The organism is Agathobaculum butyriciproducens (genome assembly GCA_003096535.1).
GTDB lineage: Bacteria > Bacillota > Clostridia > Oscillospirales > Butyricicoccaceae > Agathobaculum > Agathobaculum butyriciproducens.
In genome coordinates this window covers 33,086-52,806 of sequence record QEKJ01000017.1, presented here as the reverse complement: position 1 = coordinate 52,806, position 19,721 = coordinate 33,086, and the positions used below count along the sequence as shown (strand labels likewise).

25 protein-coding genes and 2 pseudogenes are annotated in these 19,721 nt (G+C 53.0%); 26 read left to right on the top strand and 1 reads right to left on the bottom strand.

Annotated features, from left to right (window positions below):
- Positions 1-158: 158 nt before the first annotated feature.
- The 16 genes and pseudogenes from C7386_RS10920 to C7386_RS10840 all read left to right on the top strand — a co-directional run.
- Positions 159-242 (top strand): annotated as a pseudogene (locus C7386_RS10920) (Maff2 family mobile element protein); the annotation flags it as partial.
- 41 nt (positions 243-283) lie between these two features.
- On the top strand, positions 284-1,150 hold the full coding sequence (locus tag C7386_RS10915) for a VirB6/TrbL-like conjugal transfer protein, CD1112 family (protein ID WP_087216255.1): 867 nt from the start codon (positions 284-286) through the stop codon (positions 1,148-1,150).
- A 42-nt stretch (positions 1,151-1,192) separates the two neighbouring features.
- Positions 1,193-1,834: a septation protein SpoVG family protein gene (locus tag C7386_RS10910; RefSeq protein WP_158096794.1), complete on the top strand. Its 642-nt coding sequence runs from the start codon at positions 1,193-1,195 to the stop codon at positions 1,832-1,834.
- Positions 1,835-1,876: 42 nt separating this feature from the next.
- Positions 1,877-2,497 carry a DUF7007 domain-containing protein gene (locus tag C7386_RS10905; RefSeq protein ID WP_367575349.1) on the top strand — a complete coding sequence of 207 codons (621 nt, stop codon included), beginning with the start codon at positions 1,877-1,879 and terminating at the stop codon, positions 2,495-2,497.
- 44 nt (positions 2,498-2,541) lie between these two features.
- Complete coding sequence (locus tag C7386_RS10900) at positions 2,542-2,928, top strand: PrgI family protein (protein WP_021419855.1); 387 nt, start codon at positions 2,542-2,544, stop codon at positions 2,926-2,928.
- Complete coding sequence (locus C7386_RS10895) at positions 2,846-5,275, top strand: VirB4-like conjugal transfer ATPase, CD1110 family (RefSeq protein WP_437124100.1); 2,430 nt, start codon at positions 2,846-2,848, stop codon at positions 5,273-5,275. Before C7386_RS10900 ends, C7386_RS10895 begins: the two co-directional genes overlap by 83 nt.
- A 279-nt stretch (positions 5,276-5,554) precedes the next feature.
- Positions 5,555-7,220 (top strand): annotated as a pseudogene (locus C7386_RS10885) (C40 family peptidase).
- Between the two features lie 22 nt (positions 7,221-7,242).
- Positions 7,243-7,509 (top strand): DUF4315 family protein, encoded by a 267-nt coding sequence (locus C7386_RS10880; protein WP_006574806.1) that lies wholly within the window; start codon positions 7,243-7,245, stop codon positions 7,507-7,509.
- Positions 7,496-8,170: a DUF4366 domain-containing protein gene (locus C7386_RS10875; RefSeq protein ID WP_116705547.1), complete on the top strand. Its 675-nt coding sequence runs from the start codon at positions 7,496-7,498 to the stop codon at positions 8,168-8,170. The genes C7386_RS10880 and C7386_RS10875 overlap by 14 nt, the downstream gene beginning before the upstream one ends.
- Positions 8,167-8,358 carry a hypothetical protein gene (locus tag C7386_RS10870; protein WP_116705546.1) on the top strand — a complete coding sequence of 64 codons (192 nt, stop codon included), beginning with the start codon at positions 8,167-8,169 and terminating at the stop codon, positions 8,356-8,358. The genes C7386_RS10875 and C7386_RS10870 overlap by 4 nt, the downstream gene beginning before the upstream one ends.
- Complete coding sequence (locus tag C7386_RS10865) at positions 8,359-8,760, top strand: cysteine-rich VLP domain-containing protein (protein ID WP_116705545.1); 402 nt, start codon at positions 8,359-8,361, stop codon at positions 8,758-8,760. It abuts the gene before it with no gap.
- 132 nt (positions 8,761-8,892) lie between these two features.
- Positions 8,893-9,483, top strand: coding sequence for a defense against restriction DarA-related protein (locus tag C7386_RS10860; RefSeq protein WP_318261293.1), 591 nt, complete (start codon positions 8,893-8,895; stop codon positions 9,481-9,483).
- Between the two features lie 12 nt (positions 9,484-9,495).
- Positions 9,496-9,678: a DUF4316 domain-containing protein gene (locus C7386_RS10855; RefSeq protein WP_087216223.1), complete on the top strand. Its 183-nt coding sequence runs from the start codon at positions 9,496-9,498 to the stop codon at positions 9,676-9,678.
- On the top strand, positions 9,678-10,019 hold the full coding sequence (locus C7386_RS10850; RefSeq protein WP_021419845.1) for a plasmid mobilization protein: 342 nt from the start codon (positions 9,678-9,680) through the stop codon (positions 10,017-10,019). The genes C7386_RS10855 and C7386_RS10850 overlap by 1 nt, the downstream gene beginning before the upstream one ends.
- 170 nt (positions 10,020-10,189) lie before the next feature.
- On the top strand, positions 10,190-10,483 hold the full coding sequence (locus tag C7386_RS10845) for a CD1845 family protein (RefSeq protein ID WP_021419844.1): 294 nt from the start codon (positions 10,190-10,192) through the stop codon (positions 10,481-10,483).
- 94 nt (positions 10,484-10,577) lie between these two features.
- Positions 10,578-11,978, top strand: coding sequence for a relaxase/mobilization nuclease domain-containing protein (locus C7386_RS10840; RefSeq protein ID WP_437124099.1), 1,401 nt, complete (start codon positions 10,578-10,580; stop codon positions 11,976-11,978).
- Between the two features lie 168 nt (positions 11,979-12,146).
- Here C7386_RS10840 and C7386_RS10835 read toward each other — a convergent pair whose 3' ends face one another.
- On the bottom strand, positions 12,147-12,512 hold the full coding sequence (locus C7386_RS10835) for a helix-turn-helix domain-containing protein (RefSeq protein ID WP_207655872.1): 366 nt from the start codon (positions 12,510-12,512) through the stop codon (positions 12,147-12,149).
- Between the two features lie 196 nt (positions 12,513-12,708).
- Between C7386_RS10835 and C7386_RS10830 the strand changes: the two genes are divergently transcribed.
- The 10 genes from C7386_RS10830 (at position 12,709) to C7386_RS13490 (ending at position 19,659) form a co-directional block, all read left to right on the top strand.
- Positions 12,709-13,401 carry a response regulator transcription factor gene (locus tag C7386_RS10830; RefSeq protein ID WP_116705541.1) on the top strand — a complete coding sequence of 231 codons (693 nt, stop codon included), beginning with the start codon at positions 12,709-12,711 and terminating at the stop codon, positions 13,399-13,401.
- A 72-nt stretch (positions 13,402-13,473) separates the two neighbouring features.
- Positions 13,474-14,382 (top strand): ATP-binding cassette domain-containing protein, encoded by a 909-nt coding sequence (locus tag C7386_RS10825; protein ID WP_242956069.1) that lies wholly within the window; start codon positions 13,474-13,476, stop codon positions 14,380-14,382.
- Positions 14,360-15,124 (top strand): ABC transporter permease, encoded by a 765-nt coding sequence (locus tag C7386_RS10820; RefSeq protein WP_116705540.1) that lies wholly within the window; start codon positions 14,360-14,362, stop codon positions 15,122-15,124. Before C7386_RS10825 ends, C7386_RS10820 begins: the two co-directional genes overlap by 23 nt.
- Positions 15,125-15,158: 34 nt before the next feature.
- Entirely contained in the window at positions 15,159-16,034 is an 876-nt protein-coding gene (locus C7386_RS10815; RefSeq protein ID WP_318261296.1) for a sensor histidine kinase, read from the top strand.
- A gap of 106 nt (positions 16,035-16,140) precedes the next feature.
- On the top strand, positions 16,141-16,314 hold the full coding sequence (locus C7386_RS10810; RefSeq protein ID WP_116705538.1) for a receptor: 174 nt from the start codon (positions 16,141-16,143) through the stop codon (positions 16,312-16,314).
- Positions 16,315-16,326: 12 nt separating this feature from the next.
- Entirely contained in the window at positions 16,327-17,016 is a 690-nt protein-coding gene (locus tag C7386_RS10805; RefSeq protein ID WP_116705537.1) for an ABC transporter ATP-binding protein, read from the top strand.
- Positions 17,016-17,771 carry an ABC transporter permease gene (locus C7386_RS10800; RefSeq protein ID WP_116705536.1) on the top strand — a complete coding sequence of 252 codons (756 nt, stop codon included), beginning with the start codon at positions 17,016-17,018 and terminating at the stop codon, positions 17,769-17,771. Before C7386_RS10805 ends, C7386_RS10800 begins: the two co-directional genes overlap by 1 nt.
- A gap of 445 nt (positions 17,772-18,216) precedes the next feature.
- On the top strand, positions 18,217-18,639 hold the full coding sequence (locus C7386_RS10795; protein WP_116705535.1) for an RNA polymerase sigma factor: 423 nt from the start codon (positions 18,217-18,219) through the stop codon (positions 18,637-18,639).
- Positions 18,640-19,147: 508 nt separating this feature from the next.
- Entirely contained in the window at positions 19,148-19,351 is a 204-nt protein-coding gene (locus tag C7386_RS10790; RefSeq protein ID WP_021419835.1) for a hypothetical protein, read from the top strand.
- Positions 19,352-19,482: 131 nt separating this feature from the next.
- Positions 19,483-19,659 (top strand): hypothetical protein, encoded by a 177-nt coding sequence (locus tag C7386_RS13490; protein ID WP_021419834.1) that lies wholly within the window; start codon positions 19,483-19,485, stop codon positions 19,657-19,659.
- The last annotated feature ends 62 nt before the right edge of the window (positions 19,660-19,721 follow it).

Sequence of the window (19,721 nt, the reverse complement as noted above, 5' to 3'; positions counted from 1 at the left end):
GACACATTTCTATCGAAATTCATTTTAATCTCAAACCCATCCCGGAGGTGGAACAGGTCACTGCCTGACCTGTCCCGCCGGGACGGTTCTCTTAAAAACACCATATAGATTTTTTGTACGCCGCCGCCCGCCATCGAGCAGAGTTTTACACCTAATTGGGGATAAAACAGCTCATGGCGGGCGGCGGTGTCGTCCTGATCGGTATGCAGCTTATCCCTCTGCTGTCCGGCCTGTTCAGCTAACCCTTACCCGTTGTCCCTTTTTCCAGAAAAGGAGCTGATGTATGGACTTTATCATCGACGCAATCGTTGAATGGCTCAAAGGTTTGCTTGTCGATGGTATCATGGGAAATCTGGATGGCCTTTTCAATAACGTCAATCAGAGCGTTGGCGAGATCGCCACACAGGTAGGCACGACCCCGGCGGACTGGAACGCCGGGGTCTTTTCCATGATACGGCAAATCTCTGAAACCGCCATTCTGCCAATCGCCGGGGTCATCCTCACTTTTGTAATGACCTATGAGCTGATACAAATGCTCATTGACCGCAACAACCTCCATGACGTTGACACATGGATGTTTTTCAAGTGGGTGTTCAAAACCTTTGTGGCGGTAATGATCCTGACGAATACCTTCAATATCGTGCTGGCCGTCTTTGACGTGAGCCAGCACGTCATCCAGCAATCGGCGGGCATTATCCAGAACGGGACAGAGATCACAACGGATGTAATGGACAGTCTGCGGACCGAGCTGGAGGCAATGGAGTTAGGCCCCCTGTTTGGCCTCTGGCTCCAGTCATTCCTGATTCAACTTACCATGATTGCCTTAAACATCGTGATCTTCGTTATCGTATATGGCCGTATGATTGAAATTTACTTACTCACAAGTTTGGCACCCATCCCGTTTGCCACCGTCCCCAACCGGGAAACCGGACACATGGGGCAGAACTATTTCCGTTCCCTCTTTGCGGTAGGCTTTCAAGGCTTGCTGATTTTGGTCTGTGTCGCCATTTATGCGGTGCTTATCCAGAGTATCGCCACCGACGGCGACCCCATCGGGGCGATCTGGGGCTGTGTGGGCTATACGGTGCTGCTGTGTTTTACCCTGTTCAAAACGGGCAGCCTTGCAAAATCCATCTTCGGCTGCCACTAAGAGACTTCGGGCCATGTTGGCCCGAAGCGGAAAGGAGGCGGTATGCCCCGGCGCTACAAACAGGGCGCGGACGGACAGCCGCACCCGGCTTTCTACGGAAAGCTCCCCGAGGAATTTTCTAAAACAGACACCATGCGCTTTATGGTGGAAACCGATCTGAAACTGTCCGGCTGCGTATCGGCGGACACGCTGGCGGCACTCCGGGCGGAAGGCTATGACTACAAGGACGGGAACCTTGTTCCCGCCGGAAAGGAGGAAACCATGCAGGAAAAGGTTGCGGACGCCACCCCCGCCGCACCGTTGAAGCTGGATGTAAGCGTGCGGGTCATCGAACCTGTGAAAAACCTGATGGGCTTTGCCAGCGTGAAATTCAACGACTGCTTTGTAGTGGAAAATCTGAAAATCGTGCAGGGCAGCAAGGGCCTTTTCGTGGGGATGCCCAGCCAGCCGGACGGCAAGGGCGGCTATCGGGATATGGCCTATCCCGTCACGAAGGAGTTCCGGGAACAGCTCAACACCGCTGTTCTGCAAGCCTATGAAGTAAAGCTGGAACAGATGGCGGAGCGCGGCTCTGCCGGGCGTGCGTCCATCAGCGAACAGCTCAAGGCCGGGAAAGCGGCTGCCGAACAGGCAAAAGCGGAACGGCCCCCGAAGGAAAAGCCCAGCCGTGGTGCGGAGCGTTGACCTCGGGCCATGCTGGCCCGAAGCGGAAAGGAGGCGAAACCCATGCCACGCAAACGAACGGGCTATGACGCGGCCTGCTACTATGACGGCAAGCTGCTGGGCCGCTGTACCAAAGCGGACAGCGACGCCTATACCCTGTTGATGAACGCCTGCGGCGGGGACGCCGCCCGTGTCCTGCGGGAATACGCCTACTTTTCCCCGGAGCTGAAGGCCATCTTGGAAAAGGCGGCGCTCATGCAGGCGGACCGAGGCCGGACGAGCGGGATGTTCCATGCGCCCCGGAGCTCCCCGTGGGGAGAGGTGCAGAGCTGTGAAGCTCTCTGTCCGGGCGTGTTTTTGGTATCCACCGCCAGCCACGGCGGAACGATGGTTGCAAACGAGGTGGCCGCCATCCTCTCTCCGGCGGCGAAAAAATGCGGTTTCAAGGACAAGGGCTATATCTGCTATGAGGAGGACGCACAGGAAAGTGTGGTGCTCCGGGAGCTGCTGGACAAAAAGCTCTGGAAGATCCCCGACCGTATCAAGGACAAAGAGCGGTTTGAAGAAAACCTCAATCAGTCCATCCGGCAATACAATCCCGAATACTGGCGGGCAAGGCAGAGCGGACGGGAGGCCGCCGAAGCCGCCCGCAGCACAGCCCCGGCCAAAGAGGCCGCAAGGTAGCTTCGGGCCATGTTGGCCCGAAGCGGCAAAGGAGGTGTAACGAAATGGCCTATGTGCCAGTACCCAAAGACCTGTCCAAAATCAAGACAAAGCTGGCCTTCAATCTCACGAAGCGCCAGCTTATTTGTTTTTCCGGCGCGGCGGCGGTGGGCCTTCCGGCCTACCTGTTTTCCCGTGGCAGTATCGGAAACAGCGCCGCCATGTTCCTGATGATCGGCCTCATGCTCCCGTTCTTCTTTTTCGCCATGTATGAGCGGGACGGCCTGCCGCTGGAAAAGGTGCTGAAAAACATCATCCGCACCCGGTTCCTCTATCCCCGGGTGCGGCCTTACAAAACCGAAAACTTCTATGCGCTGCTTGGTGCCAGAAAGGAGGCGCAGCCGATTGCAAAACAACAGAAGGGCCGGAAAGCCCGCAGGCAAAAAGCCTGACAAGACGGGCCTTCTCGGCCTGTTCACAAAGGGAAAGGACATTCCCACCACCGCCCAGCAGACACTCCCTTACCGGGAAATGTACCGGGATGGGGTGTGCCGGGTGGAGGACCGCTATTACACCAAAACCATTGAATATGAGGACATCAACTACCAGCTCGCCCAGACCGAAGATCAGGCGGCCATCTTTGACGGGTGGAGCGCCTGTCTGAACTACTTTGACAGCTCCTTGCCGTTTCAGCTTTCTTTCCTCAACCACCGGAGCCGCCCGGGCAGCCGGTACAGCGTCAACATCCCCATGCAGGAGGACGACTACAACAGCGTCCGGCGTGAGTATGTGGAAATGCTGGAGAACCAGATCGCCAAAAGCAACAACGGCATTGTCCGCACAAAGCTCCTGACCTTCGGTGTGAATGTGGACGACCTCTCCACCGCAAGGGCGAGGCTGGAGCGTGTGGAGGCGGACATTTGCGGCAACTTCAAAAAGCTGGGTGTCAAGTGCCGCTCCCTCTCGGGGCTGGAACGGCTGGAGCTTCTTCACGGGCAGCTCCACCCCGGCGGCACCGACCCTTTCCGGTTTTCGTGGGATATGATACCCCAGACCGGCCTTTCCACAAAGGACTTTATCGCCCCGGACAGCTTCGACTTCCGTTTCAGCCGCCTGTTCCGGGTGGGGACGACCTGGGGCGCTGCCTCCTATTTGCAGATTTTGGCCTCGGAGCTCTCGGACAAGCTGCTGGCGGAGCTTTTGGAAATGGATGCGGAAATGACGATCACGCTCCATATCCAGACCGTCGATCAGGCCGCCGCCGTGAAATCCATCAAGGCCAAAGTCTCCGATATTGACAAGATGAAGGTGGAGGAACAGAAGAAGGCCGCCCGGGCCGGGTACGACATGGACATACTCCCGCCCGACCTTGTGACGTACAGCAACGACGCAAAGACCCTCTTGGAAGATTTGCAGAGCAGGAACGAGCGAATGTTCCTGCTGACCTTCCTTGTGGTGAACATGGCTCCGACCCGTCGGGAGCTGGACAATGACCTGTTCACGGTGTCGGGTATCGTTCAGAAATACAACTGCACCTTGAAGCGGCTGGACTTCCAGCAGGAGGACGGTTTTCTTTCCAGCCTGCCGCTGGGCCATAACGGCATTGAGATCAAGCGCGGCATGACCACCAGCTCCACGGCTATTTTTGTTCCCTTTATGACGCAGGAGCTCCGCATGGACGGCGAGGCTGTCTATTACGGGCTCAACGCCCTTTCCCATAACGTCATCATGGCGAACCGGAAGAAGCTCAAAAACCCCAACGGCCTGTTCCTCGGCGTACCGGGCTCCGGCAAATCCTTTGCCGCAAAGCGGGAGCTTGTGAACGTGTTCCTTGCCACCCGTGACCGGATTATCGTGGTGGACCCGATGGGCGAATACTCGCCCCTTATCAAGCGGCTGGGCGGGCAGGTCATCGAGATCGCCCCGGACAGCCCGCACCACATTAACCCGATGGACATTGATTTGAGCTTCGACGAGGAAAACCCGATGGCGCTGAAAGCCGACTTTATCCTGTCGCTGATGGAACTGATCGTCGGCGGAAAGGACGGCTTGCAGCCGGTGGAGCGGACCGTCATTGACCGCTGTGTGCGCCAGATGTACCGGGAGCATTTACAGAACCCGGAGACGGCGAAAATGCCGACCCTCCAAACCCTCTATGACCTGCTCTGTTCCCAGCCCGAGGGCGAGGCGGTACGGCTGGCAACGGCCCTTGAAATCTATGTGTCGGGCTCTCTCAACGTGTTCAACCATGAAACCAATGTGGACCTGAACCGCCGCCTTGTGTGCCTCGACCTGAAAAAGCTGGGGGCCGGGCTTCGGACGATTGCCATGCTCATTATGCAGGACCTTGTCAATTCGCAGGTGTCCATGAATTTCCTGCGCGGTATCGCTACATGGTGTTACTTCGACGAGTTCCATGTGCTGCTCCGTGACCGGCTGACGGCAAGCTACTGTGTGGCGATCTGGAAAATGCTCCGTAAGAAGGGCTGCGTACCCAGCGCCTTAACGCAAAATGTGAAGGACTTCCTTGCCAGCCCGGAGATCGAGAACATCTTTGAAAATTCGGACTTCCTTGTGCTGCTCTCGCAGGCGCAGGGCGACAGGCAGATTTTAGCCAAACAGCTTGGTATCAGCCCCCACCAGCTTTCCTATGTGACCCACACCAATTCCGGCGAAGGGCTGTTGTTCTTCGGGAACACCACCATCCCGTTTGTTGACCGCTTCCCGCAGAATACCGAGCTGTACGCCATTATGACAACCCGCCCGGAGGACAAGAAACAGGAAATGAAGCGGGCGTAACATACTTCGGGCCATGCTGGCCCGAGGTTTGGAAAGGAGGGATACCTCATCGGAAAGAAACCGGATAAACGGAATTTTCAAAGGCCGGGGCCGCTGGAGGATACCGGGAGCACTCGCCCCGGACCGGCTGACCGGGAAGGGCCTTCCCCCGCACCGTCCCGACGCCTGCGGTTTGAGGACGAGGATACCGGGCAGACCGGCGCTTCGGGCCATGATGGCCCGAAGTCCAAAAGCGGCAAGTTTCAAGAGGACAGCCGGAAAGCCCGCCCTTCTGACCGCATGAGGCAGGAGGATGACAGGGGCGATCCGCAGGATACCGGCAAGGCGCAGGAGCCGGAGGGCTCCGCCGAGAAAGCCGGGAGTAAAAAGGACAAGTACCAGAAGGCGCAGGCCAAAGCGGAGCGCGCCGGGGAAAAACTGGGAAAGGCCCGGGAGAAGCTGGATAAGGTCGAGGCGAAACGGGCGGCGCAGAAGCCGCCGGGGCTTGCAAAGAAAGCCGTCCGGGGAGCCCGCACCGAGGCATGGTTTTATCTCCACAACAAAATCCACGAAGTCGAGCATGAAAATGTGGGCGTGGAAGGAGCGCATAAATCCGAGCTGACCGCCGAGGCCGGGACCCGGAAACTGACCCGGTATGCCAAACGGCGCTGGCGGGAACACCCGGCCCGGAAGGTGGCAAAGTGGGAACGGAAGGACATAAAAGCCCGGGCCAATGTGGATTTTCAGAAGATGGCCGCCGAACACCCGGAGCTTGCCAGCAATCCGCTGTCCCGGATACAGCAGAAGTGGAAACTGAAACGCCGGTATTCCAAAGAGGCAAAGGCGGCGGCAAAACAGAGCGCAAAGGCCGCAAAGAAAGCCGCTGCCGCTTCGGGGAATGTGACCCGGCGGGCGGCGCAGTTTGTGACCCGTCACCCTGTGGCGGTTTTGGTTTTGGTGCTGTTGCTGCTGGTCTGCTATCTCCTGTCGGCGGTAAGCTCCATCTTTCCCACGCTTGGCAGCGGCCTTGCCAATGCGGTGTCCGGCACTTCCTATGCTTCGGAGGACGCCGACCTGCTTGGCGTGGACGAGGACTACACGGCGCTGGAAAATGAGCTGGCGCAGACGGTGGCGAACATCGAAAGCACCCATCCCGGCTATGACGAGTACCGCTATTCCGTGGACGAGATCGGCCACAACCCCTATGAGTTGGCGTCCTATCTCTCGGCAAAGTACCATGTTTATTTCCGGGAGCAGGTGCAGGACGAGCTGCGGGAGATCTTCGAGGCGCAGTATGAGCTGACCTTGACGGAGGAAATCGAGATACGATACCGTACCGAAACCAGCACCGACCCGGAAACCGGAGAAACCACCACCGAGGAAGTCCCCTATGAGTATTACATCCTCAATGTGACCCTCACCAATAAAACGCTGCCTGCCGTGATCCTGCCGAGGCTGGATGAACAGCAGCGGGAAATCTACACCGTTATGCAGCAGCTCAAAGGCAACAAGCCTTATTTGTGAAGGGATTTATACCGGCGGCGAGGACACCGGCCCCAGCTATGAGATACCCGGCGAGGCGCTGGATGACCCGGCCTTTGCGGCGCTCATGGCGGAGGCGACAAAGTACATCGGCTGGCCTTATGTGTGGGGCGGCTCCAGCCCGTCCACCTCTTTTGACTGTTCGGGCTTTGTCTGCTGGGTGTACACGGCCAGCGGCGTCCACAACCTTCCCCGTACCACGGCGCAGGGCATTTACAACCAGTGCGCCATCATTTCCCCCTCCGAGGCAAAGCCGGGCGACATTATCTTTTTCACGGGAACCTATGACAGCCCCGGCCCTGTGTCCCATGTGGGGATTTATGTGGGCGACGGGATGATGCTCCATTGTGGTTCTCCCATCCAATACGCAAATATCAATTCAAGCTACTGGCAGACACATTTCTACGCCTTCGGGCGCTTGTGAGCCAGAAGAAAGGAGCCCTTGCATGAACAAGATCGACAAGCTCGATAAGGAGCTGGAAAAGGCCCGGGAGAAGGCCGCCGAGTGGCAGGCCAAAATCCGGGAACTGGAAAAGCAGAAACAGGAGGAAGAAAACAGCCAGATCGTGCAGGCGGTGCGCTCTCTCAAACTGACCCCCGCCGAGCTGATGGCATTTCTGAACGACCCCAAAAACAGCCTTGCCGCTTCGGGCCACAATGGCCCGAAGCCGGAGGCACCCGAAAAGGAGGACACGGCCCATGAAGAAAACTAAATTTCGCAGGCTGGCGGTGATGACTGCCAGCCTTTTGTGTTGCCTGATCTTTACGGTCCCGGCTTACGCCCAGAGCAATGAGCCGCAGCCCGAGGCCACTCCCGCCCCGGTGGAAACCGAGGCGGAGCCGGAAACCCAGAACCCCTTTACCCCGGATGGAACGGGAACGGTGGTGGACAACGCCACCGACGAGGACGGCAAAGAGTTCTACACCATTACCACCGCAGACGAGAGTGTTTTCTATCTGGTGATCGACAAGCAGAAAACCAGCGAAAACGTCTATTTCCTCAACGCTGTAACCGTGGATGACCTTCTGCCTCTTGCCGAACAGGGCGAGGAACCAGCCGAGGAAGTGACCCCCGAACCGGAGCCGGAGCCCACCGAACCCGTGGAGGAAGTGACCGAGCCGGAACCCGAACCCGAGGCCGCAAAAACAGACAGCCCACTTCTTTCGCTGCTCCTGATCGGGGCGGTGGTGCTGATCGGCGGCGGTGCCGGTTATTACTTCAAGATTTACAAGCCGAAGCACGAAGCGCCGGACTTGGAGGACGACTACTGCGAATATGAGGACGAAGGGCCGGAGGAAATCGCAGAGGAACCCGAGGACGAGGATACCCCTCCGTGGGACGAGGACACGGAAGAACAGGAGGCCCGCCAGTGAATTTTACCAACAGCCCCTTTGAGCGAATGATGAAGGAAGTGCCGTGGCCGGGCCGGGGCAGCGATGACCCTTGTACCGGATGCCGCTACTACAAGGAGTGCAAAGGCAGGAAAAAACAGTGCCGGAAGAAATTCCGGACGCTGATCGTGGAGCCCCGACCTTCGGGCCATCGTGGCCCGAAGTCCTGAATGGACGCCCGGGAGCTGACCCGTGACGAGAAGAAGAAAATCCGTTCCCTTGTCACGGGGATGTGCGCCAACTATGACCGGGAAACGGGCCTGTGCCTGCCGCTGGACTGTGGCTGCTATATGCTGCACAAATGCTGGACGGGCGCTTACTGCCGGTATTTCCGGGAGGCCGTCTTGCCCCTCGACCCGGAGCTTCTTGCGGCGCTGACCGTGGAAGGCGGCTCCCCGGAGCTTCGGGCCTGTGCGGTCTGCGGGCGGGCATTTTTACCCGAAGGCCGTCAAGCCTACTGTTCCGACGCCTGCAAGGCCGAAGGAAACCGCCGGAAAAGTCGGGAACGCATGAGGAAAATGCGGGAGAAAAGGCCGGGCGGCGGTTACGATTTGCCGCCCCGAAAGGCTTGATATTCCGGGCTTTTTTGAGGGCGTTTCCGGGGCGGGAATACTGCAACCCATCCCGCCCCGGTTTACTCCCTCATTTCGTAACATACCACACTTCGGGCCATGTTGGCCCGAGGTTCAGAAAGGAGGTATCTCTTGGAGATCGTACAAGGCTATGCCATTTTGAAAGCCACCACCTTTGACAGCGGACACGGTTTTGCGCTGGGGCATAACCCGGGCGCGCCGAGCCCCTTTGTGACCTGGCAGTTTACCGAAGGCGAAAAGGGCCAGCGGGATTACTACTGGGGTCGCTATGGAAACAGTCTGGAATGGGCGCAGAAGGATTTTGACCGCCGGGTGGACGATTATCAGCACCTTTACCATGCAGCAGTCAAAAATACGGAGCTGGGCCCGGATGGCGTTTACCGCTACTATTCCACCCAGCGCCCTGTGGACATAGGCACCTACCCGAAGCCCCCGGATAACCTTCCGCTTTCCATCGTCAACTACGATGACGACAGGCGGCGTCCTGTGGCAAATGGCAGGCTGATGGCATGGGGTGAACTAACCTATGCAAAGCCGCTGACCGAAAAACAGATGGAGGACTATGAGCTGAAACCCGCACCGGGCAATCCTGACCGGGCGCGCCCATCCATTACCGCCCGGCTCAAGGATGGAGCCAGAGGGCAGGAACCTCCGAAGGAACCCAGCCAGAAGCGGGACCATAAAAACCATGAGGAACGATAAAGGAGGATTGCCATGCACGAAAAAGACAACTATCTGAAAACCGCCGAGCTCTCCACGGAGCAGAACTGCAACATGATCGACGGCGTACCCAACAACACACCCATCCCGCCTGCACCCCCGGAGCTGGACGTAAAACCGCTGGATAAAGTGAAGGAGCCCAAAGAGCGCAGAAAGGGCCGGGAGCTGGAACGCTGATGGAGAACCGCAAGCGGAATGTCCATCTGCACGTCATGGTAACGCCGGACGAGCTGGCAGCCATCCATGAACGGATGGCCGAAGCGGGCATTTCCAATGCCGGGGCTTATGTGCGGAAGATGGCTCTGAACGGGTATATCCTGCACGTTGACCTTGCGCCCATAAAAGAATTGATCTCTCTGCAAAGGCGCTGTTCCAACAATCTCAATCAGGTCGCCGTACACGCGCATACCTACGGCGTGTACCCGGAGGAAATCGACGGATTGAAGCGGGACTATGAAAAACTGTGGGGCGAGGTGTCAAAGGTGCTGCGGGAGCTCTCCGAGCTGGTGGCAAAGTAAGACGAGGGCGGCAGGCTTCCGTTGTGTGGGGCTTGCCGCCCTGTTCTTTTTTTACCACTTCGGGCCATGTTGACCCGAAGCTCCGGGACAGGATTCACTAATCTTTCGCAACATTTATGTCCCCGGGCTGGCATGATAAAATAGAGATAGAAAGAATAAAGGAGGTTTTGATGATGAAGATACTGCTGAAAATATTAGTCGCGCCCTTCGCTCTGGCGCTGTCCCTTCTGGCGGCTCTGCTGGTGTTTTTGTTTGATATTTGCGCCTTCCTGCTGACGATTGCCTCCGTGATCCTGGCGGTGCTGGGTATCGCCCTCTTTTTCACGCCGACCCCCATCGGCGGGATTGTATTTCTGTTCCTCGCCTTCCTCCTTTCGCCGTATGGGCTGCAAGCGGCGGCTGGTTCTCTGCTTTGGGCGCTGGACGGAGGCAAATCCGCTCTGTATCGGTTTCTGGCAAGTTAAACAGCCTCGGGCCATGTTGGCCCGAAGTCGGGGCGGTCTGGACGGGCCGCCCTTTTTTCATAGAAGGGAGGGATGATTTCTGGCTACCACAACTTTGTTGCAGCGCCATGCGGGCGAAGGCGAAACGATTGCCGAGGCCATCCGGGATTGTCTGGACTATGGTAAAAACCCGGAAAAAACAGAAAGCGGAAAGTATATCTCCGCTTATGAGTGCGACCCTGCCACCGTGGCGGACGAGTTTCTTTTGGCGAAAGCCAGCTATGCCGCCATGACAGGCCGGGAACAGAAAAAGGCCAATGATGTGCTGTGCTATCAAATACGACAGTCCTTTTATCCGGGAGAGATCACCCCGAAGGAGGCGAACCGTATCGGCTATGAGCTGGCTATGCGCTGGACGAAGGGGCGGCACGCTTTTATCGTTACCACGCATACCGACAAGCAGCACATCCATTGTCATATATATTACAACTCCACCACCCTTGACTGTACTCGGAAATTCCGAAACTTCTGGGGCTCCAGCTTCGCCCTCCGTCGGCTCTCCGACAGACTGTGCCTTGAAAACGGGCTGTCTATTGTAGAGAACCCGAAGCCCCGGAGCAAGGGAAAATACCGGAACTATGGGGAGTGGCAGAAAGAACGGAAAGGGCCGCTTTCGTATCAGGACCGGCTGCGCTTTGCCATTGATACTGCGCTGGCGGAGCGCCCCGCCGATCTGGACGAATTTCTCGGCCTGATGAAGCGGGCCGGATATGAAGTCAAGAAGGTTCGGGGCGGTGGTATCAGCTTCCGGCTGACCGGCCAGGGACAGGAACGCTTTACCCGTCTGCGGGCCTCTACGCTGGGGGACGGCTACGATCTGAAAGATGTTCTTGCCGCCATTGAGGGCAAAGAAAAACGCCCCGGACGCCCGGAGCGAAAAATCAGTCTGGCGGTGGATATTCAAGCAAAGCTGGCTGCCGGTAAGGGACCGGGCTACGAGCGGTGGGCGAAGGTGTTCAACATCAAGCAGATGGCCGCCGCCCTCGCCTATATACAGGACAACAGCCTGACTGATTATGAGCAGTTGGCGCAGAAAGCCACCGAGGCAACCGACCATTTCCATGCGCTTTCCGAGCAGATCAAGCAGACAGAGCAGGCCATGAAAACCAATGCCGGGCTAAAGGCCGCAACGGTTCAGTATGCCAAAACACGCCCGGTCTTTGAGCAGTACAAGGCTGCCAAGTACAGCCGGAAATTCCTTGCGGAGCATGAGGCCGATATTGAACTGTACCGGGCGGCACAGGCGGAAATGCGCCGTCTGCTGGGCGGGGCGAAGCTCCCGAAAATGGATGCGCTGAAGGAGGAAGGCCGTAAGCTCACGGCAAAGAAAAAGCGCCTTTATGGAGAGTATCAGAAAGCGCGCCGGGATATGCAGGAAATCGTCACCATCAAGGCAAATATTGATACTCTGCTGGGCTACACCGAGCCGGGCAGAAAGCAGGAAAAGGAGCGTTGAGGTTATGAAAACAAGGAGCAAAGCGACGCAAATACTTCGGGCCATGTTGGCCCGAAGATACGGGTTTGGGGCGAGCCCCAACAAGCAGCGTCCGGGCCTTTGTGGCCACGGAGGCATTGCTTGCCATTTAGCGACACCCCCGAAAATGGCGCAAAAAAACAGAGGCTCTTACTTGCGAACCTCCGTTTCTCTGGCTTTCTTGAGCCCTTCGGCTGTAGCCTCCATGACAACAAGCTCTTTTTCGTTCATGGAGTCTAAAAGTACATCAATGTGTTTCCGGCAACTGTCTCCGCCACGGTTGCCCTCCGTATAGAAAAACTGGTCTACGGATATATCGAACAGCGTGACGAGCTTAAAAAACAGGTTGAAGCTGGGGTGCTGGCCTTTGTTCTCAATGTTCATAATGGTTTTGTCAGTCTTGCCGACCAATTCCGCAACATAGGCTTGCGTCCAGCCCTTTGCCTCTCTGGCCTGTTTCAGTGCCAGACCGAGCCCATGAAAGTCAAACCTTCTTTCATCTTGGTACATTTTCATATCACCCTATATCATTGTACATTTCGGGTTGAATTATGAAAATGAAGTGAAATTTGATATGAGGTGATATTTTATTTCCCGTCAGAGGGGAGGTTCGCCCTTGTCCTATTTCAGACCAGGAATTATAATAGAGACATCTGATAATTGATTTATAGATTATGTCGGAAAGGAAAACCGATTGGCAAGGAGCATAGACATGGAAAAAATTTTTAGTATTTTAATCATCGAAGATGACGTGCCACTCAACGACATGACAAAGCGACTTCTCACCCAACACGGCTATTATGTAACTTCTGCCTACTCGGGGAGCGAGGCGCTTCTGTTGATGGAGAAAGGCACTTTTGACTTAATTTTACTTGATCTGATGCTGCCCGGCATACCGGGAGAAACAGTATTGGAGAAGATAAAAAGTGCGATGGATATTCCGATTATCGGTGTGTCCGCTAAAACGGATATAGACAGCAAAGTGAACCTCATACGAAACGGCGCAGATGATTACATCACAAAGCCATTCGACAATCAAGAGCTGCTGGTTCGGATTGAAGCGGTGCTGCGGCGCTTTCAAAAATCCACCGGCCCCAATAATGGCAAGATGCTTCATTTTAAGGATTTGTCCCTTGATACAGAAGCTATGGAGGCTAAAATCGGGAATACCCCCATTGCTTTGACACGGTATGAATATCTGATTTTACAGCTTTTGATGTCCGCACCCTCAAAGGTATTCACAAAGAACAATATTTTTGAAAGCGTGTGGAATGAAAACTTTATCGGGGACGATAACGCAATCAATGTCCATATTGGAAATCTCCGCAAGAAGTTTGCCAAAGTCAATCCAGAGGAAAAGTATATTCAGACGGTTTGGGGCCTCGGTTTCAAAATGCAGGGCTAATCCTTAGAGAAATCTTATAAAGTTTGCACGCCGATCTGCTACAATAAGACGATATGGAAAGGGGATGATTATTTGGAGGCTGCTTTGGAAACAGCCGGGTTGACCTATGTTTTCCCGGACGGAAACGGGATTAAAAATATCACATTTCAGGTAATGCGTGGAGAAATCTATGCACTGTATGGCGGTCATAACGCAGGAAAATCTGTACTGTTGCAGGCCATTATTGGCACACTCCGACCTCAATCTGGTACGCTCAAATTATTTGGCAATATAGACTATCAGCAGGAGCGCCGCCGGATTGGATTTGTACCCCAAAAGCCTGTGACAATCGGCTCTCTGTCACCGGCTGATATGCTGCACTATTTTTCTTCTGCTTTCGGAAGCACAGAAAGCCGTTTTTTAGATATATTGCATCTGAACCCGAAAGAAAAAAAGGCTGTACGGCGATTACCCTTATCGATCCAGCGTTTAGTGAATTTAGCGGTTGCCCTTTTGGGAAATCCAGATATGATAATTCTGGACGACCCTTTTTCCGGGCTGGATAAGGGAGAATGTGAACACCTGCTTTCTGTTCTGACCTATCTGCATGAAATGAACCATACCACGCTTCTAATCTCTGGACAAGATTATACGCTGCTTTCCCGGCTTGCATCCCAATATGGCGTGATGGCAGATGGCAAGCTGCTTTGTGAGCTTACGGCTGGGGAATTGAAAGAGAGCTGCCAGCGGTGCATAAAGATAAGAACCCCGCAATTAGAACGGGCTATTACGATTTTAAGCCAGCGGTTCCCGGATTTTGAAGTGTTGGGCCATGACCTGATTAGAATTTTTCATTGCAATGAGCAATCCGGGGAAATCAATACGCTGCTGGTTCATTCCGGGATAGAGGTATCGGAAATCTGGCTTGCCGGTATGGAGCCGACCGACTATCTTTTGAAAATGACAGGAGGTGCAAAGAGTGATCCAGACGATACAAAGTGAGTTATTCCGTATCCGCAAAAATCGCCTGTTTTGGGCCTGCCTCGCACTGGCTGCTTTTTTTGTCTTTGCGCTTGCCCTGACATTTTATCATAATTCGGTAAACGGTATGCTTCCGGCTATATCACTGGTTTCGTTCACGGAGTTTCTATTTTCAGATTACAGCCTGATCTTTCCGTTGACGCTTTTTTTGTGCCTGTACTTTACAGAAGATTTTCATACCGGCACATACAGTATCGCACTTTCTAAAGGAACAAGCAGAGTACATCTATTTTTTGGAAAACTACTGGCCTCATGGATTGGCGTTTTGTTTTTTCTGTTTGTATGTTTTGGTGTTGCATATTTGTCCATTTTGATAATGGGAGCATCCCGGTATGACATAGACTATTCGTTTTCTGCAATCGGAGCCTTTTTTCTGCTTCAATGTCTGTGCTTTTTAGGGTACACCGCATTTCTCAATCTGCTAAGTTACCTGCTCCGGCATCGGATAATTGTCACGATTGCCGCATTTTTTCTGCTGGGGGTTTTGTATCTATACCTCACAAAGATAAGCACAGCATTGGATATGGATTATTCGCTCTACAAGTATTGGGTGGTAGGGCTTTCCCATAGCTTGCAGATCAATACCTTTGGGGAGAATTTAATGCCCATTTTGATTACGCTGGTAGTATATTTGTTTTTACCGACAGCCGTTTCGTTCTCCTTGTTTCAAAGGCTGGATTTGCGCGGTTTGGAAAGGCGGTGATGGCCGCATGATTGTGTTATGTATCTTGCTGGCAATGCTTTCCCTGTTTTTGTTCCTGAAACTGATTTATCAGCGGAGGCTGGTTCGGAAAATCAAAAAGCAGATTGATTTTTTGACAGACCGGGATACGCAAACAGAAATCATGGTGGAAAAAACGGATAGGCCAATACAGGATCTGGCTACAAGTATCAATCATCTTCTGAAAAAATATCGCAGCATGGGTCAGGAAATCGAAAGGAGCGATACCCTGTTCCGGGATACTATCACCAGTCTGTCCCACGACTTGCGAACGCCGCTGGCAACAGCAAACGGCTATATCCAGCTCTTACAGGAACAGGATTTAACCGGGGAGCAAAAAGAATATGTAACGATTGCGGGAGAACGAATTTCCGCTGTAAAACTGCTTCTCGACCAACTGTTTGAATTTGCAAGGATTGAGGCCGACGAGCTGAAATTGAATTGCAGGAATACAGATATACACAGTGTACTTCGGGATGTTGTCGCCTCATACTATGGCGATTTTGAACAGAAAAAATGCGTCCCCCATATCGTCATCCCAAATTCACCGGCTATCATTTGGGGCGATCCAGATGCCTTAGCCCGGATCTTCTCAAATGTGGTTTATAATGCGCTTGTTCACGGGGAGGGAAATTATCAGATCACCGCAGCGTTAGAAGAAGCTCAAACGGTCATAACCGTTAAAAATGCGTCGAGCAGTATTCAGCAGGAAGATATTCCCCATTTGTTTGACCGTTTTTACACCACCGACCAGTCACGGACAAAAAAGACAACCGGGCTGGGGCTGGCAATCGCTCAAAGACTTGTGACCCGTATGGGCGGGCAAATCTCGGCTTCTCTGCAAAACGGTATCTTTGCAATTCAAATCGTGTTTCCCATTGTCAATTTCTAAAGGGCTGCTTCGGCAGCTCTTTTTTCATCCTTAGACTTTCCTTAGACTTTTCTCAAACAAATCCTAAACCTCTTTGGTAAAGTATGAGCCATAGGAGGTACAAACAATGGTTAAGGTAGCTTTAGTAATTTCACTCATCGCTTTGGCAGTGTGCCTGCTCATGGCCTTGAATGGCATATTGAGCGATGGCCTAAAAGGGCTAAAACAGAGATCAAAGCCCATCGGGATTTCATTTTTGATTTATGCTGTGGCCTTTTTGTTTTTCATCTTTTTTCAATAACGGAGGAATTTCATGCTGGAAATCAAAAATGTAAATCTGAATGTTGGAAATACTGCCTTGCTGTCCAACATCAACCTGACTTTAGAGCAAGGAAAAATCTATGGTGTTCTGGGGCCGAACGGGGCCGGTAAAACAACACTGTTTAAGTCCATGCTGGGCCTGACCGCCTTTTCGGGAGAAATCCTCTCGGATGGACAACCCGTTTCCAGTAGATGTTTTGGAAGTTTGATTGAATACCCAGCTTTTTACCCCCGGCTCACCGTAGAGGAAAATTTGAAGCTCCACGCGCAGTATTTAGGTCTGAAACAGCCAAACATTGAAGCGGCGCTCAAACAAGTAAACCTGCTGGACGCCCGGAAAAAGCTGTTCTCTCAACTTTCTTTGGGGATGCGCCAACGGCTGGGAATTGCCCGCGCCTTTTTAGGCAATGTTCAATATTTGCTGCTGGACGAACCTACCAATGGCCTTGATCCGATGGGGATAAAGGAAATCCGGCTGCTTCTGAAAGAACGCCTGAAATCGCCCCAACACTGTATTTTGGTATCAAGCCATAATCTGACGGAGATTGCCGCCGTCACGGATGTTCTTATTTTCATTCGTGGCGGAAAAATCATCAAGATTGTAGAAAACGATTATAACGAAAAGGAACTGGAAGCACTGTATGAGGATATTATGACTTCCGGCCAGAGGGAGGAAGCATAATGGGAATGTTGATTAAAAACGAGTTTTACAAGTTGAAGCGGGAATGGTTTATGGTATTTCTTCTGCTGTTGTCGCTTCTTCCCATCATTACCGGCGGAGCAGGAGCAGTTTTTAACGACAGCACAAAATCGCTTGCTGACCTGTTCTTCTTTATGAATAACCAGTTTTCCATGTTCTTCCCAATGGTGATCTTCATTTTGATTGGTTCGCTGTTTTATCAGGAATACAAGAACAAAACTTACATCAACTGGATTACCTACGGTTTTTCAAAGAAGAAGCTCTTTCTATCGAAAGTCGCTGTCAGCATCGTTATCGGTATCGGCTTCGCGGCTGTCTTATTTATCGCATTTGGCCTGCTTGTGATGGTACTCAATGGAGCTGGCAGGTTGCCCGGAGGTATTTCCTTGTTCCTCAATCTGGCAATCGGGTTTGGAATTGAAGCTGGTGTTGTCGTTTTGATAACTACCTGTTTAGGGGCAATCGTTATCAACTTGAGCCGCAATATCATTGTAACAAGCGTTGTAGGGGTTATATATGGCTTTGCATCCTGCCTGTTTATCGGTTCAGAAAGTGGCTTTATCATTCCGGGCAGCTTCGCATATCGTGTGTCCATGTTCTTCTCGGATAAATCTACTTACTATGAAGCCCCTGTACCGGCTACCATCGGCGGATGTATCAGCGTTGTACTTTGCCTTATTGTGATGTTTCTGGTTGGATTGATTGTCTTTTCCCATAAGAAAAAAATCGAAAACTAACTGCTGCCGGACGACGGCAAAAGAAAAAAAGCCGTCGTTCAGCATAAAATTTTCATGCCTATTTACATTTACGGCGGCTTTTGAAAGCCGCCGTTTCTTTAGCCCCTTGGAAGGAGATGACGACTAAGGTGTAAGAAATTACGGCGGCCTGTGTGGAGGTGCCGCCGTGGTTTTTATTTGTAAGCGACGATTTTTGACAGGGTATGACCTGTCAAAAAAACCCCTACTTTTGAACAGGGATGTTACGGCACTGTATGCGAAATTTGTCTTGACCTGACAGATAATGTGATTTCATGTACCTGTACGGCTATGTGCCGTCCGGGTACTTTTTGTTTTCCTGGCTATGACTTCGGGCCATGTTGGCCCGAGGTCATACCTCGGTGTCGCTCTCCACCACCTTCGTTTCGGCTACCCGTCAACCCGAACACCCGAAACGGAGGTATTTATGAAAATTATCAATCTGCGGGATATTTACCCTCATTATACACAGGATTGTTTTGTTGAAGTGACTGACGAAGTGGCCGATTTGTTTTCCGAGTTCGACCACAAAGAAGCGGCTTACCGTCTACGTACATTCCGGCACAAGGCATATTACTCTCTTGACCGGAACGACGGTATTGAGCATGAGGCTCTTTTCGTTGCCCTTTCTCCGCATGAGCTGTACGAGCGCAAAGTGACTATGCAGGAACTCCATGCCGCCATTTCCCGGTTGCCGGATAAACAGGCAAAACGGATTTACGCCCACTTTATTCTTGGCATGACGAAACAGGATATTGCCCGGGCAGAAGGGGTGCATGAGAAAGTAGTCCGTGTAGCAATCGAGCGAGGGCTGCGGCACTTGGAAAAAATTTTGAAAAAATCTCTGTGAGGTGTACCGATTTAGGCCAAAAAATGAAATGGCTTATGAGAGGCAAAACACTTCGGGTCAAGGTGGCCCGAGGTTCGGACAAGCCCTCATGCAAATCGAAAACTGAATAAAAAGGCACCCGGATACGAAGGGAAATGCGCTGTGTGACAGGCCCGCCATAACCTCTGCTTTTGGAGAATACAGTCTCTATAAAACAGAGCGAGCGATCAGGCTCATGCCATAGGTGGGGCAAGGCTGGCTCCACCGGAACAGGCACATGACCCGGATACTTGCGTTTAGTCACAGTCCGAGCGTTGAAGCGGCCTTGCAAGCCGTGAGCCGTCGCAGGCAATGAGAACGCCTTGCCATCAGAATGGGGAGAGTTGAAATACTATGGGGCAGAAAGCCTATGCCCGTCCGGTGTGTCTGTAATGTAGTAAAAACCTGTGGGGAGCCCGCCGGCAATGCTGTCTGATGATAGGCCAACCAATCCGGCGGGCTCCCCATCTTTTTCTCAAAGGAGTTTCTTATGGAAAATGCGTTTGGGATGTTTCCCGGTTTTGAGCCGGATGAATGGAGCAACGACGCCTGCCGCGGCTATGTCATCATGGCAATGGAGGACTGCGGCTTTTCAAAGAAGGATATTCGTCGTGTTGTGGGACAGCTTTATGAAGTCTTTGATCTCAACAGCGTGGAGGACGCCAAACAGAAGTTCCACTCCAGTCCGTACTGACCTCGGGCCACATCGGCCCGAAGTGGAGAAAGCTCAAAGGGCGGCACCTGCGGGTGCCGTCTTTTGACATTTCCCCACAGGACAAGAGGGAAACGCTGGCAAGTACACCCATTCTGAAAAGGAGGTTTCCAATGACACAGGCCGTCACATATCAACGAGAAACAAAGTCTGTACCCTTTCAAGGGAAAACTATTGTGCTGGAAAGCCTCACGCCGGTACTTTCCCCGAAGGAGAAGGAACAGCGCAAAAAAGAAATTGAACGCCGTCTTTATGAGGTGTTCAGTAAGTACGGGGACAGGTTTCACTAACCATTCGCAACATTGTTGTCCGGGGCTGCTGATAGTATAATATAGTTGTAAGGTTGGTAGCT